The organism is Mesorhizobium sp. M0001 (genome assembly GCF_040324255.1).
Taxonomy (GTDB): domain Bacteria; phylum Pseudomonadota; class Alphaproteobacteria; order Rhizobiales; family Rhizobiaceae; genus Mesorhizobium.
The window spans coordinates 883,681-898,434 of record NZ_JAMYVS010000002.1 but is presented as its reverse complement, the minus strand read 5'-3'; the positions used below and the strand labels follow the sequence as shown (position 1 = coordinate 898,434).

Annotated in this window: 16 protein-coding genes; 10 read left to right on the top strand and 6 right to left on the bottom strand. The window is 63.0% G+C overall.

Annotated elements, in window-relative coordinates:
• Positions 1-130 precede the first annotated feature (130 nt).
• From rfaD to waaC, 3 genes are read left to right on the top strand one after another with little or no spacing between them, the layout of a single operon-like run.
• Positions 131-1,081 (top strand): ADP-glyceromanno-heptose 6-epimerase, encoded by a 951-nt coding sequence (rfaD, locus tag NKK50_RS09310; RefSeq protein ID WP_023683756.1) that lies wholly within the window; start codon positions 131-133, stop codon positions 1,079-1,081.
• Positions 1,054-2,061: a lipopolysaccharide heptosyltransferase II gene (waaF, locus tag NKK50_RS09305; protein ID WP_023744318.1), complete on the top strand. Its 1,008-nt coding sequence runs from the start codon at positions 1,054-1,056 to the stop codon at positions 2,059-2,061. The genes rfaD and waaF overlap by 28 nt, the downstream gene beginning before the upstream one ends.
• Entirely contained in the window at positions 2,058-3,032 is a 975-nt protein-coding gene (gene waaC, locus NKK50_RS09300; protein ID WP_023744317.1) for a lipopolysaccharide heptosyltransferase I, read from the top strand. The genes waaF and waaC overlap by 4 nt, the downstream gene beginning before the upstream one ends.
• Positions 3,033-3,056: 24 nt before the next feature.
• Here waaC and greA read toward each other — a convergent pair whose 3' ends face one another.
• Both greA and NKK50_RS09290 read right to left on the bottom strand, forming a co-directional pair.
• Positions 3,057-3,530 carry a transcription elongation factor GreA gene (greA, locus tag NKK50_RS09295; protein WP_023671981.1) on the bottom strand — a complete coding sequence of 158 codons (474 nt, stop codon included), beginning with the start codon at positions 3,528-3,530 and terminating at the stop codon, positions 3,057-3,059.
• Between the two features lie 288 nt (positions 3,531-3,818).
• On the bottom strand, positions 3,819-4,355 hold the full coding sequence (locus NKK50_RS09290) for a tetratricopeptide repeat protein (RefSeq protein WP_023689712.1): 537 nt from the start codon (positions 4,353-4,355) through the stop codon (positions 3,819-3,821).
• Between the two features lie 227 nt (positions 4,356-4,582).
• On the opposite strand from NKK50_RS09290, the gene NKK50_RS09285 reads away from it, so the two are divergent.
• From NKK50_RS09285 to NKK50_RS09275, 3 genes are all read left to right on the top strand, one after another.
• Positions 4,583-5,008 (top strand): DUF3775 domain-containing protein, encoded by a 426-nt coding sequence (locus tag NKK50_RS09285; RefSeq protein WP_023683751.1) that lies wholly within the window; start codon positions 4,583-4,585, stop codon positions 5,006-5,008.
• A gap of 186 nt (positions 5,009-5,194) precedes the next feature.
• Positions 5,195-6,271 carry an extensin-like domain-containing protein gene (locus NKK50_RS09280; protein ID WP_352543310.1) on the top strand — a complete coding sequence of 359 codons (1,077 nt, stop codon included), beginning with the start codon at positions 5,195-5,197 and terminating at the stop codon, positions 6,269-6,271.
• Positions 6,272-6,403: 132 nt separating this feature from the next.
• Positions 6,404-7,198, top strand: coding sequence for an extensin-like domain-containing protein (locus NKK50_RS09275; protein ID WP_023671985.1), 795 nt, complete (start codon positions 6,404-6,406; stop codon positions 7,196-7,198).
• Positions 7,199-7,218: 20 nt separating this feature from the next.
• Here NKK50_RS09275 and NKK50_RS09270 read toward each other — a convergent pair whose 3' ends face one another.
• The gene (locus NKK50_RS09270; RefSeq protein ID WP_023817614.1) at positions 7,219-7,938 is read right to left on the bottom strand and encodes a gamma-glutamylcyclotransferase; all 720 of its coding nucleotides are present in this window, start codon (positions 7,936-7,938) and stop codon (positions 7,219-7,221) included.
• A gap of 112 nt (positions 7,939-8,050) precedes the next feature.
• On the opposite strand from NKK50_RS09270, the gene NKK50_RS09265 reads away from it, so the two are divergent.
• Entirely contained in the window at positions 8,051-8,758 is a 708-nt protein-coding gene (locus NKK50_RS09265) for an LssY C-terminal domain-containing protein (RefSeq protein ID WP_352543281.1), read from the top strand.
• Between the two features lie 70 nt (positions 8,759-8,828).
• The gene (locus tag NKK50_RS09260; RefSeq protein ID WP_023689708.1) at positions 8,829-10,139 is read left to right on the top strand and encodes a hemolysin family protein; all 1,311 of its coding nucleotides are present in this window, start codon (positions 8,829-8,831) and stop codon (positions 10,137-10,139) included.
• Positions 10,140-10,167: 28 nt separating this feature from the next.
• On the opposite strand, the gene NKK50_RS09255 is transcribed toward NKK50_RS09260, so the two are convergent.
• Positions 10,168-11,046: a DMT family transporter gene (locus tag NKK50_RS09255; RefSeq protein ID WP_023701605.1), complete on the bottom strand. Its 879-nt coding sequence runs from the start codon at positions 11,044-11,046 to the stop codon at positions 10,168-10,170.
• Positions 11,047-11,304: 258 nt separating this feature from the next.
• Here NKK50_RS09255 and NKK50_RS09250 point away from each other — a divergent pair, with 258 nt between their 5' ends.
• Positions 11,305-12,600 carry a glucoamylase family protein gene (locus NKK50_RS09250; RefSeq protein WP_352543280.1) on the top strand — a complete coding sequence of 432 codons (1,296 nt, stop codon included), beginning with the start codon at positions 11,305-11,307 and terminating at the stop codon, positions 12,598-12,600.
• Between the two features lie 166 nt (positions 12,601-12,766).
• Here NKK50_RS09250 and NKK50_RS09245 read toward each other — a convergent pair whose 3' ends face one another.
• Complete coding sequence (locus tag NKK50_RS09245) at positions 12,767-13,372, bottom strand: NADPH-dependent FMN reductase (RefSeq protein WP_023671992.1); 606 nt, start codon at positions 13,370-13,372, stop codon at positions 12,767-12,769.
• 89 nt (positions 13,373-13,461) lie between these two features.
• Between NKK50_RS09245 and NKK50_RS09240 the strand changes: the two genes are divergently transcribed.
• Positions 13,462-13,830, top strand: coding sequence for a winged helix-turn-helix transcriptional regulator (locus NKK50_RS09240; protein ID WP_352543279.1), 369 nt, complete (start codon positions 13,462-13,464; stop codon positions 13,828-13,830).
• 500 nt (positions 13,831-14,330) lie between these two features.
• Here the strand turns inward: NKK50_RS09240 and NKK50_RS09235 are convergent, their stop codons facing one another.
• On the bottom strand, positions 14,331-14,726 hold the full coding sequence (locus tag NKK50_RS09235; RefSeq protein WP_023671995.1) for an acyl-CoA thioesterase: 396 nt from the start codon (positions 14,724-14,726) through the stop codon (positions 14,331-14,333).
• Positions 14,727-14,754 lie beyond the last annotated feature (28 nt).

The following is a 14,754-nucleotide window of genomic DNA, read 5'->3' as shown; positions in this document are numbered from 1 at the left end:
TTGTCCCCTAGCTTGCGGGCCTCGAATAAAGCGGCCGCTTCGCGGTCTCACTGTGGCGTCGTGGTGCTTCATCGACAGTACGCTTGGCCTCCCTTATAAGGACCGGAATCGCAAGCAACCAGAGGCATTCATGATCATCGTCACGGGCGGGGCCGGCATGATCGGCTCCAACATCGTCGCCGCACTCAATGCCGAAGGCCATGATGACATCCTCGTCGTCGACGACCTCACCGACGGCCACAAGATCGCCAACCTGGCCGATTTGCAGATAGCCGACTATCTCGACAAGGACGAATTCTTGGCCACCTTGGAAGCCGGCGACCTAGGCCGCGTCGAGGCCGTCTTCCACCAGGGCGCCTGCTCGACCACCACGGAATGGAACGGCAAGTTCATGATGGACGTGAACTACGCCTTCTCAAAGCGCTTGCTGCATGGCTGTCTTTCGCTGCGCATACCGTTCCTCTATGCCTCCTCGGCTTCCGTCTACGGCGGCGGTTCGGAGTTTCGCGAGGACCCCGCACTTGAGCGGCCGCTCAACGTCTACGCCTATTCGAAGAAACTATTCGACGACTATGTCAGGCGCACTGTGTTCGACACCGATCATTCGCAGGTCGCCGGCTTGCGCTACTTCAACGTCTATGGCCCGCGCGAGGCGCACAAGGGCGCCATGGCCTCGGTCGCCTTTCATCTGTTCAATCAGGTCGGGCGCGGCGAAAACCCAAAGCTGTTCGGCGCCCATGACGGCTTCGGGCCTGGCGAACAGAGCCGCGACTTCATTCATGTCGGCGATGTCGCCGACGTCAATCTGTGGCTGTGGAAGCGCGGCTCGAGCGGCATCTTCAACTGCGGCACCGGCCGCGCCCAGCCGTTCCGCGCCATTGCCGAGACCGTGATCGATACGCTGGGCCAGGGCGAGATCGAGTTCATCGAATTCCCCGATCACCTCAAGGGCAGCTACCAGAGTTTTACCCAAGCTGATATGTCCCGCTTGCGCGCAGCCGGCTATAATGGGCAATTCCGCAGCGTGGAAACCGGCGTCAGAGACTATGTCGAATGGCTGAAAGCCCAACGATCCTCGTGATCGGCCCACGCTGGGTGGGCGATATGGTCATGGCGCAGTGCCTGTTTTCAGCGCTGAAGGACGTCCATCCCAACGCCGCCATCGACGTGCTGGCCCCGGCCTGGGCGGCCCCGCTGGTCAAGCGCATGCCCGAGATTCGCCAGCAGATCGATTTCCCGCTGCAACCGGGCGCGCTCGAATTCACCATTCGCCGCCGCTTCGGCCGCCTGCTGCGCGGCCGCTACGACATGGCCTACGTCCTGCCGGGCAGCTGGAAATCGGCGCTGATCCCGTTCTTTGCCCGCATCCCCCGCCGCTTCGGCAATCTCCGGGAAATGCGCTACGGCCTGCTGACCGACATCGTGCCGCTGCCCGATGCCGTCAAACGGCGCACCGCGCAGGCCTATTTCGGTCTTGCCCAGGGTGGCCATTTCCGGGCGCCGCACCTGACCGTCGATGGCGGCAATCAGAAAGAGTTGCTCGCCCGCTTCGACCTGCAGCCGGGAAAATTCGTCGCCATGATGCCCGGCGCCGAATTCGGTCCGGCCAAACGCTGGCCTAGCGAAAGCTATGCCGGCCTCGCCGGAGAGATGATGGCGAAAGGATTCGAGGTCGCGTTGTTCGGCTCGAAGAACGATCGCGACGTCACCGCCGAGATCGCAGCACTCGCGCCCGGTGTCGTCGATCTGGCAGGAAAGACGCGGCTGGAGGACGCCATCGACCTGATCGCCGCGGCCAGGCTGGCGGTGTCCAACGACAGCGGGCTGATGCATGTCGCGGCCGCCGTCGGCACACCGGTCGTTGCCGTCTACGGTTCGACCTCGCCGGAAAACACGCCGCCGTTGGCTGAACAGCGCGAACTGATCTGGTTGCATCTGTCCTGTTCGCCCTGCCACCGGAAGATCTGCCCGCTCGGCCACCTCAACTGCCTGAAGACGCTGGACGTTGCCCAAGTGGCAGCGGCGGCGGACAGGTTGCTGGAACTCCCGGCCGCCGCATGAAGGTTTTGATCGTCAAGTCCTCCTCGATGGGCGACGTCACCCACACCTTCCCCGCCGTCGAAGATGCACGCCGCAAGCGCCCCGATATCGCCTTCGACTGGTGCGTCGAAGAAGCCTTTGCCGCCATCGTCGCGCTGCATCCGGCGATAGCAAAGATCCATACCGTCGCCATCCGGCGCTGGCGCAAGCATCTGTTCAACGCCCGCACATGGCGGGAGGCGACAAGCTTGCGCCGCGCTCTGCAAGCAGGCGAGTACGACCTCGTCATCGATGCGCAGGGGCTGCTGAAATCGGCCCTGGTGGCGAAACAGGCAGCGGCACCAATCGCAGGTTTCGACCGCGCGAGCGCGCGGGAGCCCTCGGCAACGTTGTTTTACCAGCGCAAATACGCCGTGCCGCGCAACCTGCACGCCATCGAACGCACGCGCCGGCTGTTCGGGCTGGCGCTCGGCTACGAGCCCGACCTTTCGACCCTGGCATCCGGGATTGTGCCGCCTCCGGGCCACCTGGCCGGCATCGACGGCAAGACGGCCTTCCTGCTGCACGGCACCAGCCGCGAAGACAAGAAATGGCCCGCCGAAGACTGGATCGAAACCGCTCGCCTGCTGGTTGGTACCGGAATGACGCCGGTCACCACCTGGTCGAACGAGCGTGAGAAGGCGGTCGCCGAGGCAATCGCGAAAGCCGTGCCGTCAACGATCGTGGTGCCGAGATCGCCGCTGGCAGACATTGCCGCGATCCTTGGCCGCTCGACGCTGGTTATCGGCGCCGACACCGGTCTGACCCACCTCGCCAGCGCCTTCGGCCTGCCGACGGTCGCGGTGTTCCTGGCGACCGAGCCGGGTTTGACCGGCCCGCGCGGGCAATATGCCTCAACGCTGCTGGCCGCATCGGGGGAGCGCCTAACGCCGGCGAAGGTGGTGGCGGAAGCTAAGAAGCAACTGGCGCTCAAATCACGAGCACCAGCCTAGAGCCTTTCAGAAGTATCTGAGGTGCTAGATAAATTGCACCTGGACGATCTCATAACCCCTGGCGCCGCCAGGCGCGTTGACCTCGATGGCGTCGCCGACTTCCTTGCCGATCAGCGCGCGCGCGATCGGCGATGAGATCGAGATACGGCCCGATTTCACGTCCGCTTCCTGGTCGCCGACAATCTGGTAGGTCTTCTTTTCCTCGGTGTCCTCGTCGACCAGCACCACCGTGGCGCCGAACTTGACCTTGTCGCCGCTAAGCTTGGTGACGTCGATCACCTCGGCCCGAGCAATATAGTCTTCCAGTTCGTTGACACGGCCCTCATTGAGGCTCTGCGCCTCTTTGGCGGCATGATATTCGGCATTTTCGGACAGGTCGCCATGCGAGCGCGCTTCGGAGATCGCCTCGATGATGCGCGGCCGCTCCTCCTGCTGGCGCCAACGCAGCTCTTCCTTCAATGACGCGAACCCCTCGCCTGTCATCGGGACCTTGTTCATGATGCCTGACCTTTCCTGCCGCCACCCCCGCATTTCGGGGAAAGCCTTGTCGATGGGTATAAAAAGAAAACGGGTCCGGCAGCCTCGGGCTAACGGAACCGTTTCACCGCAATTTTCCCCAATATAGCGATCCTCGCGCGTTTTTCACGCTCAAAAAGCAGGCTTTTTGAAAAATCATGAGCCGACTTGCGCAATTGCCGTCACGGCATGTGCAGCGTGTTGCAGTTGCGACAACAAAAACCGGCTGCGATTGCTCGCAGCCGGCCCAGAGAAGCCGTTGGGGTGGGGTCAGCTTCTCATGAAATGGTAGATCTGTTCGGCCAGCATGCCGTATTCGCGCGAATCCTTGCCCGTCCGCTTCTCGATCTCGGCCAGTTGCGCCTGAGCGCCGGCCAGATCGCCGATCTGCAGATGGGCCTCGCCGAGATATTCGCGCACCAGCGTGTAATCCGGGTTGATGCGCAGCGCTTCCTCGTAATAGCCGAGGCCGACGGTGACACGGCCGGAATGGCGATGCGAATAGCCGAGATAGTTGAGGATGCGCGGATCCTGCTTGTTGGCGGCAAGGCTGAGTACGGCGATTGCCTCATCATAACGCCCGGCCATGGCCAGGTCGTGACCAGCATCATAGATGTTGTCGTCGTCCAGCATGCCGTACTTCGGCGCGACGCATTTCTGCTTTTTCTTGTCCCAGACCTGCCCCTTCTTGCACTGGGTGGTGGTCTCGGTACCACCGCCACCGCCGCCGGCCGCAAACACCGGAACCGCAAAGAACTGCAGCGCGACAACCGCCGCAGCCGCCTGGATCAACACTCTTTTATGCATCGAAGCCTCCTTGAGGGATAATGACGATCTTGAGGGAAAATGACGATAATGAAAAGCTAACGCCGGGATGCAGACTTTTCATCCCGGAAACCCGCAGCCGCCGAAACTATTTGTGCGGCCGTGCCTAACCTGAATTCCGTCAAGGCGGGAGCCAGGGATCAGAACATGACGTGACGCGCGCTGCAAATCAGCTATCATTCGGGAAGATCAGCGGGGGTACCCCGAGAGTGCAACAGCGCCGTGAGCGGGAATGGGAGCTATCTATCGGCCCGGACACCGTGCGCCTGTTCATTCTCAAGGCAAAGGGACTGAGTGCTGCCGTCAACGAAGACTATGCCGACGGTGCCGAGCATGAGGTCGAGCTCGATGGTGAATCACATGCCAATCACCACCATGACGGTCTGGCGGAGGAAAGCGCGGAAGACCTCACCGAGGAAGAGCTGCGCGAGCTGATCAACGACCTCAACGTCGACGAAGCGGCCGAGTTGATCGCGCTGGCCTGGGTCGGCCGCGGCGACTATGACGCAGCGGAATGGTCCGATGCGGTTGCCGCCGCGCGCGACCGCGCCAACAAGCGCACGGCGAAATACCTGCTCGGCATGCCGCTTTTGGCCGACTGGCTGGAAGAAGGGCTGGAAGCGATTGGCGCGTAACGACGTCGTTACCGTTCGTGATGGGCCGCAGGCAACCTCCGGGCGTTCGCGCCGTTGAGGACGATGGGGTCTGTTGTACTTTCCCGAACATGCAGGGTTGCACTAGTCATGGTCGTCACGGCTCTGCTGCTGACGCAAGCCGACGCCAAACAGCGCAAGAAGCATTACACGCCGCTGTCACAGCGGTTGGAGCAGTTGTTTTCACCGCGGGTCGACTCGCATCCTAAGCCGCGCAGCAAACACCGCCAGAAGCCCAGGCCACAGCGGCACATCACGCCAAAGCAGGTGGAACAAAAGACCCCGGATAAAGAGCCCTCGCCCGCCGATGTTCCGGTGCAGCCCTCGCGCGTTGTCCCGCTGCCCGAGGCGCGTCCTTCAGAGGCGCCGAAGACCGGCGCGGCACCGATCGAAAAGCAAAAGGCCGAAGGTCCGAACCCCCTTGGCGCGCCCAACCGGTCCAATGACGATCGATTCAACGAAGAAAAGTCCCGTTTTAAAAAGCAGGCGCGGCCCGGACCGTCAGCCCCGAAGCCGTCGACCGATAAGCAAAGCGAGCCCGAGCCGCCGGCCGCGGTGCCGATTCCGACACAAAAGCCAGACACTTCGGAACCTGAAGCTCAGCCGCTGGCCGTTGCTCCGCAACCACCTGAAAAACCCGATGCCGGCGACAAGAAGATGCTGCCCGATGCGCGCTCGGCCGATGTGCCCGATGCAAAAATGCCGGCGCCGGAAGTCGCCTGTCGCGAGCGGCTGACGGCCCTTGGTGTCGAATTCGAGGAGCATAAGGCGGAAAGCAATCCCGACATCGGCTGCTCGATCCCCTATCCCCTGGTGCTGAAGTCGCTCGGAAAATCCATCGCCATCGGCCCCGCGACCGAACTCAACTGCCCGATGGCCGAGGCGGCAGCCCGCTTTGCCGCCGAAATCATCCAGCCTGCGGCGAAAGCCGAATTCGGCGCCGACCTGAAATCGATCAACCAGGCATCGGCCTTTGTCTGCCGGCCGCGCAACGGCACGCGCCATCTGTCGGAACATGCCTTCGGCAACGCGCTCGATATTGCCAGCTTCACGTTGTCGGATGGCAGAAAGGTCGAAGTCGGTCCAACGCCGCCCGAGAAGGACGGCAAATTCCTCAATGCGGTGCGCAAGGCCGCCTGCGGACCGTTCAAGACCGTGCTTGGACCGGGCGCGGACCCGGACCATTCCCTGCATTTCCATCTCGATCTCGAACCGCGCCGGAATGGTGGCACTTTCTGCCAGTGATGGCCCTCCAGTGATCGTCATGCCGGTGATGGTCTGGCTGCCGCATTTCGGCCGCAGGCATGAACGCGGACGCTGAGTTTTCCTTTACCCTTGATCGTTAAAATCCCACCGATCAAGGACAGGATTCCGCCCATGGCCGCAATATTTCGCGCCGCCGCGAAGGCAAAAAGCACAGCGATACTGGCCGCCGGTCTTGCGCTGGCCGCCGTTTCAGCTTGCAACACGGGCAGCGTGCTGTCGCTGCAGCCGGCCGTCGATGTTGGCTCGCAGACCGCGGCCGTGCCGCAATATGAAGGCATGCAGAAGCTCGTCCCGTCCAATCCCTATATGACTGCCGCCTATCCGCGCATCGACGAGCCGATGTCGGAGTCGGAGCCGCAGCAGATGCCGGCCAGCGAAACCGATTGCCGTGGCGAGCTGAAGCGCCTTCGCGTCGTCTACACCGATGTCCAGCCGATCCACGAGGGACAGTGCGGCATAGACTGGCCGGTCAAGGTCTCCGCCATCGGCGGCATCCAGATGAAGCCCGCCGCAACATTGACCTGCGACATGGCCGCAAGTTTCGCCGCCTGGACCAGCAACGAACTGGTTCCCTCCGCCCGCTGGCGCTATTTCTCGGGCGTCAAGACCATCCACCAGGGCTCGAGCTATTCCTGCCGCAACATCGCCGGCGAAGGTGTCCTGTCCGAGCACGGCAAGGGCAACGCCCTCGACGTCATGAGCATCGAGCTCAACAACGGCGACGACATCGACGTGCGCAAGCCCGGCCTGTTTGCCTTCCGCACCCGCGGCTTCCTCAACAATGTGCGTGCCGACGGCTGCCAGTATTTCACCACCGTGCTCGGTCCCGGCTACAATTACGATCACCGCAACCATTTCCATTTCGACATCAAGAACCGCAAAAGCGGCTACCGCGCCTGCCGCTAAGGCGTTTCACCGTTCAGAAATCAGTCGGGATTGGCGTTCCCTATGGAAGCGATGATTTGCTGGGCCACCAGATCCTGGATGCGCCAAAGGTTCCTGTCGCGGATACCGCTCTCTTCCAACTTGCTGACGGTTCGGAACAGGTATTGAGCCGACGAGCCCCAATGCCCGGCAGCCCGTGCCAGCGTGTCGGCAACCTGCTCCAATGGCAGCCGGCCGGCATAGGCCCTGCCGTCTGGCGCGGCGACGAAAGCCAAGGCCCGCAACGGCCCATCCTTGGTCTTGACCTTGATCCAGCATGGCACGTTGGTCGGCGGATTGGCATCGATCTCGCGGCGCATCAACTGGCCAAGTTGCCCGACATGGTCTTCCGCGGGCAGCCGATAGACGATGCCGTTGCAGCTGCCGCCTCGATCGAGCGCCAGCATCAGCGCCGGCAAATCACGGGTTCCGCGCCAACGGGTCAGCGTCAGGCAGAACGAGCGGTGCCATCCTGGCGCCGTGGCCGGGCGCTGCTCGACATGGGCAAATTCGGGGTTCCAGATCAGCGACCCGTAGGCAAAGACCCATAGCGCTTCAGGCCGATGCTCCGACAGAAGTTGCTCGACAAGACTATCGAACTCCGCGTCTGTATGCTCGGTTGTTCCGGGCTCGGGACCCGGATCCGGTTCGACACGCTCGACCCTTGCGACAAGGTCCGCGGTCAATGCCATCGAGCTGCGACCCACCGGCTTCTTATCCATTGCTGCTCACCCCCCGCAAAAACGATGGCCGACGATAGAACGGCTGCTCGCCGCTGGCCATTGATTTCCAGGGTCCGTCAGGCACAGATACCGCACGGATCGAGCCGCTTTCATGAGCCGACGAAGCCTGCAACGACGCGCATTGACCTGGCTCGCCGCTCTTCTGGCGGTCTGGCTGGCCCTCGCCTATGTCGCTGCGCCGGAATTCTGGACGGTTCGCGACCGCGGCTTTCGCACGCAGACTTTCGAGATGGTGACACACACGCCGCAAGGCATTCCGGGCGACCCGATCAATATCGGCCTTGTCGGTACCGAAAAAGAGATGGTCCATGCCTTCGCCATGGCCGGATGGGATACGGCCGATGGCGTGACGCTAAAGACCGCGATCGAAATCGGTGAGAGCGTGCTGTTCGACCATCCCTATCCTGACGCCCCGGTCAGCCGGCTGCTGTTCGAAGGCCGCGCCCAGGATCTCGCCTTCGAAAAGCCGGTCGGCGGCAGCGCCGACCGGCGCCATCATGTCCGCTTCTGGCGCAGCGATGCGACCGGCGACGACGGCCGAACGCTCTGGATGGGCTCGGCCAGCTTCGACCGCGGCGTTGGTCTCAGCCACGATACCGGCGCCATCACCCACCATATCGCCCCTGACATCGACGCCGAGCGCGATCTCGTGATCCACGACCTGTCGGCGGCCGGCATGGTGACCTCGGCGAGCGACATCCCGGGCATCGGCGCCACCAGGACCGGACGCAACGGCGGCGGCGATCCCTATTTCACCGACGGCAAGGCTGTTGTCGGGGTGCTCAGGCAATTGCCCTGAACCACCGTCATTTCCCAAAAATCATCGCGGACTATTTTCCTGCGGCCCGCCGCAATGCTATTGAGCCCTGATGCTATACGTCGAAATCGCCACCGTGGTCGTCCTCATCTGTGTGAACGGCCTTCTGTCGATGTCCGAGCTCGCCATCGTGTCGTCGCGCCCGGCGCGGCTCAAGGCGATGATCGACCGCGGCGTCAATGGCGCCGGGCGTGCGCTGACGCTCGGCTCCAATCCCGGCAAATTCCTGTCGTCGGTGCAGATCGGCATCACTCTGGTCGGCGTGCTGTCGGGCGCCTTCTCCGGCGCCACGCTGGGCGACAGGCTTTCGGTGTACCTGGCCACGACCGGCATGCGCGAAAACATCGCCGACCCGCTCGGCGTCGGCATTGTCGTTGCGATCATCACCTATTTCTCGCTGATCGTCGGCGAACTGGTGCCCAAGCAGATCGCGCTGCGCGATCCCGAGCGTGTTGCGGCCCGCGCAGCGCCTGCGATGACCATCCTCGCCACCGTCTCGGCGCCGCTGGTGTTCCTGCTCGACATTTCCGGCCGCGCCATATTGTGGTTGCTCGGCCAGCGCGGCGAGAGCGAGGAAAAAGTCACCGACGAAGAGATCAAGATGCTGGTCGCCGAGGCCGAGCACCACGGCACCATCGAATCTGACGAGCGGCGCATGATCGCCGGCGTCATGCGGCTCGGCGATCGCGCCGTGCGCGCCGTGATGACGCCGCGCACCGAGGTCGACTGGATCAATTTGCAGTCCGATGAGGGTGCCATCCGCAAGCTCTTGATGGAGACCCAGCATTCGCGCCTGCCGGCCGGCGACGGCGGCGTCGACGTCATGGTTGGCGTTGTTCAGACGCGCGACGTGCTGGCCGCCCTGCTCGCCGGCCGCGCACTCGATCCGCGCAAGCATGTGCGCGCCGCCCCCATCGTCTACGACCAGGCCGACGCGCTGGATGTGCTGCAGAAGCTGAAGGAATCCGACGTGCCGATGGCGCTGGTGCATGACGAATACGGCCATTTCGAAGGGATCGTCACACCTGCCGACATCCTCGAGGCCATCACCGGCGTCTTCCGCGCCGACCTTGATGCCGGCGACGAGGAAAACGCCGTCAAGCGCGAGGACGGCTCATGGCTGCTCGCGGGATACATGCAAGCCGACGAGATGGCTGACGTTCTCGGTATCGACCTGCCGGAAAACCGCGACTACGAGACCGTCGCCGGTTATGTGCTGTCGCACATGCACCATCTGCCGGCGACCGGCGAATGCGTCGACGCGCAAGGCTGGCGTTTCGAGGTCGTCGACCTCGATGGCCGCCGCATCGACAAGCTGATCGCCACCCGGCTGCCCAGCGGCCATCGCGAAGTGGTGCGTTGACGCTCTGCCGTCAAAGCGAATAGCGCCCTCAGACCGCGGCTTCGATCGGTTCGGCAAGCTTCGGATTGGAGCGCGAGGCGATCAGGCAACTGGCCACGATCAGGGCCGCTCCAGCCAGCGTGGTCCAGGTCGCCGCCTCGTCGAAGAACAGCCAGCCAAACACGATCGCCCAGATGAAGGCAGAATACTCCGTCGGGATCAAATATTGCGCTTCGGCCCGCGCGTAGGACCAGCTCATCAGGAACTGGCCGGAGAGCGACAGCGCCGTCACCCCGGCCAATGGAAGCCAGAGATTGCCCGGCAGGGCAACCGCGAGCCAGGGAGCGGCGGGGAGAAGGACGGCGGCAACGCAAAGGTTCTGGAACAGCATGATCTCGACTGGTTTGGCCACCAGCGCCTGCCGCCGCGAGAGGATCAGATTGTAGGCGTAGAACACCGTCGATGCGAGCACCGCCACCGTGCCAAGCAGGGCATCCCCGGTATAGTTCCCTTGCCCGAACTGTCCGGCCATGATGATGACGACGCCGGCAATGCCCGCCAGCGACGCCCAGATCGCCTGGCGCTGTATGCGTTCGCCCAAAAGCAGCGCCGCCAGCAGGAGAGCGAACAGCGGCGCGACGAAACTAAGCCCGATCCCATCCGCTAGCGGCAATCTGGCAAGGCCCCAGAAGAACGACAGCAGAACGATGCCCACGATCACGGCGCGCAGCGCGTGTAGCCGCAGCACGGAAGGCGTGGGAAGGGAACGCGGCCCCGCCGCCCAGGCCGTGCCCGCGACCACGCTCGCAAGCATGCTTCGCCACAGCACCGTGTTGTAGACACCGACGGCGATGACCAGGATTTTCATCGCCGCATCCATGGCGGACAGAAGGAAGATCGCAAGTGCACAGACCAGCACCGGGGTCATGGGGGAAACGACGCCTGACAGGCTGGGTGACTTCACGGGGCATGCTCATGTGATGGATCGCAGCCGGATATATCAGGGGAGGACGGCCAGGCCAGATGGCAGGGCCGTGCATATGGCGGTCCAACCGATCTTCGCAGCCCCTCGATTTGAATTCGGTGCGTCGGCAGCGCCTTTCGCTATCGGCCCCAGCCTGCCCTCACCCATGATTGATCCGCTGGGCGAATGGCAAAAGCAGCCAAAGCCTCTATATCGATTGTCATGGATGCATCGAACGAACACGCGCTAAACGACGAGCTTCTCCAAGATATCCAGCGCCTGTCCTTCGAGTATTTTCTCAACGAGGCCAACCCTGCCAACGGCCTGGTCGCCGACCGCAACACGCAGGCGTCGCCTGCCAGCATAGCCGCCGTCGGGCTCGCTTTGTCGTCCTATCCCGTCGGTGTCGAGCGCGGTTTCATGACGCGCGATGCCGCAATCGAGCGGACGCTCGCCACGCTTCGCTTCTTCTGGAACGCCCCGCACGGGCCGGAGCCCGATGCCACCGGCTACAGGGGTTTCTACTATCATTTCCTCGACATGAAGACCGGCCGCCGCGTCTGGAATTGCGAACTGTCCACGATCGATACCGCCCTTTTGCTTGCCGGTGTTCTGGCCGCCGGCGCTTATTTCGACGAGGACGATGAGCTCGAACTGGAAATCCGCCAGCTTGCCGATGCGCTCTACCGCCGTGCCGACTGGCGCTGGGCGCAGAACGGCGGCGCCACCGTCACCCATGGCTGGCGGCCTGGAAAAAGCTTTCTCCGCTATCGCTGGGAAGGATTTGACGAGGCGCTGATCCTGTACGTTCTGGGTCTCGGTTCGCCGACCCACTCGCTGCCGCCCGAGAGCTACGCGGCCTGGCTGTCCACCTACAAGTGGAAGACAATCTACGGCCGCGAGATGGTCTATGCCGGCCCGCTTTTCATCCACCAATTCTCGCATATCTGGATCGATTTTCGCGCCATCCGCGATACCTTCATGCAGGGTCACGACATCGACTATTTCGAAAACAGCCGCCAGGCGACGTATCTGCAGCGCGATTACGCAATCCGCAATCCGAGAGGATTCGCGGGCTATGGCGAGAATTGCTGGGGGGTCACCGCCAGCGACGGCCCAGGTCCGATCGCGCGGCGAGCCGATGGACGCCGCTTCTTCGGTTATCTCGCCCGCGGCGCACCGTTTGGCCCCGATGACGGCACGCTGTCGCCATGGGCGGCAATCGCCTCCTTGCCTTTTGCGCCGGAAATCGTGCTGCCGGCGCTGCGCCATTTCCACGAGATGGACCTGCGCGACGGCAACCCTTACGGCTTCACCGCGAGCTTCAACCCGACGATCGCTGCCGATGACGGTCGCGCCTGCGGTTGGGTATCGCCGGACCATGTCGGCATCAATCAGGGGCCGATCGCCCTGATGATCGAGAACTACCGGTCGGACTTCCTGTGGCGATTGATGCGCCGCGTGCCGGCCATCACCACAGGACTGCGCCGGGCCGGGTTTTCCGGCGGTTGGCTGTGACAGGCGGCGATCCTTCGCGCGGGATCGTCAAGGCATCAGCGCGAGTTTGCCGGTCCGACTCCACCATCCGGCCTGGGAAGGCCGAGAGCGCCTCTTCACGTAAATGAAAAAGGGCAGCGCAAACGCCGCCCTTTGGAAAAATCATCGGTCCTTGGGAGGATAAGGCTCAGGCCGCCTGGGCTTCGCCGGCAATCGCGTCGGCCTGACGCGCTGCCTTGAGCACGCGGGCCCACCAGGCAACGTCGTTGACCAGCGCCGTGGCAGCCTGGTTCAGATGCTCGATCTCCTCGAGCTTCTTCTCGCCCTGGCGCACCGCCAGGAAATCGCTCCAGGCAATGTGAACGGCGGATTTGACCGGCGCCATCTGCAATTCGACCGCGGCAAGGCGCAAATGTTCGACAGCGCGCGAGCCGCCGACGCTGCCATAGCCGACGAAACCGGCCGGCTTCTTGTTCCATTCATTGGCGGCGTAATCGATGGCGTTCTTCAGCACGGCCGTCGGGCCATGGTTGTATTCGGCGGCGGTGAAGATGAAGCCGTCGAATTCGGCGACCTTCTTCTGCCAGCGCTGGGCAACTTCGTTCTGCGATGGCGCCCAGGCGGACGAGGCGACCTCGTCGAAGAAGGGCAGCGGCCAGTCGCGCAGGTCGACGGTCTCGACGTCGATGTCGGCATGAGATTTCGCGATCTTGGCGATCCACTGGGCGGGCACATCGGCGAAACGCGCGGCGCGTGTCGAACCGACGACAATGGCAATTTTGGGCTTGGACATGGGGCTCTCCATATATGCAGAAGCTGGTATCGTCTGGATACCGGCGCTATATGAGATACTGACAAATGGCAGCGCAAGGAGGCACCGTTATGTTACTGAGGCACCCGCACAACACCGAAGACTGCCGAGCGGTCTCGGAAATACTGCAGCGCGTCGGCGACAAATGGACCGTTCTGGTTGTCGGCAAACTCGGCGCCGGACCGCTGCGTTTCAATGAGTTACGCGCCGCTGTCGGCGGCATTTCACAGAAGATGCTGACCACCACCTTGCGCGGTCTTGAGCGCGACGGCTTCGTCACCCGAACCGTGTTCCCGACCATCCCGCCACGCGTTGACTATGAGCTGACGGAGCTCGGCCATGAGCTGCTGGTCCCGGTTGGCGCGCTCGGCGAATGGGCACGCAAGAACACCGTTCGGGTCCAGGCGGCGCGCGAAAGATTCGATGGCGTGCACGCCTGAAAACCGTTGCCCAGCAAAGGTTTACGGATTTTGCCGTCGACGACTCGTAGCCGGGTTTAACTGGATCCGCCCTTGCATCGTTGGTCACGCCATGGCGACATAGCTGCAGCGTTTCGTTCGCCGGCGCATCATCATTTTGAGGCTGACGAGGTCTTCCGCTGACGGGCCCTCAGGCCTTTGACGCAGGGTTGCTGCAACACACTGCGCCGCACGTCTCTACCCTTGCAGACCGCTGGGCGGTCCGCTCGTTGCCAACGGTCCGGTCGTGCGTGCAGGCAACGCTTGGAAGCTCTTTCCTGATCTCGGTATAAGCGGTCGTGCCAAGCAGGCAGATCACCGCGACGAGGGCCGCCACGAGCCAGCCGTTCAGCATGTGTTGACGCATTGTCTTCCCTCCGCCGCCCGCAGAATCGGATGTGAAGGCAACCATTGGATGTCGCGCAGCGCATCGCCCGCGCGGGGGATGTTACATAAGCGCAAGCTTGGCAGAATCGACGATGTCAACTTTCGGTTGGAATCGGCTTCGGCTTGCCGTCGCTATCCAGCGCCACCATGACGAAATCGGCGTGGGTGACCTTCTCCATCAGGTCGGAGAGGTAGCGTTGCGCCCAGGCCTCGACCTTGAGCGTCATGGAGGTGCGGCCGACGCGCTCGACATGGGTGTAGATGCACAGCGTGTCGCCGATCTTCATCGCCTTGGCGAAGGACATTTCCTTGACCGCCGCCGTCACCACGCGGCCCTTGGCCCGCTCGGCCGCACGGATGCCGCAGGCAAGATCCATCTGCGCCATCACCCAACCGCCAAAGATGTCGCCGGCCGCATTTGCATCGGCCGGCATGGCGAGCGTACGCAAGGTCAGATCGCCGATCGGCCGTCCGTCCGCGTAATGCACCATCTGCCGGATCCCCTGAAACGATTGCCCT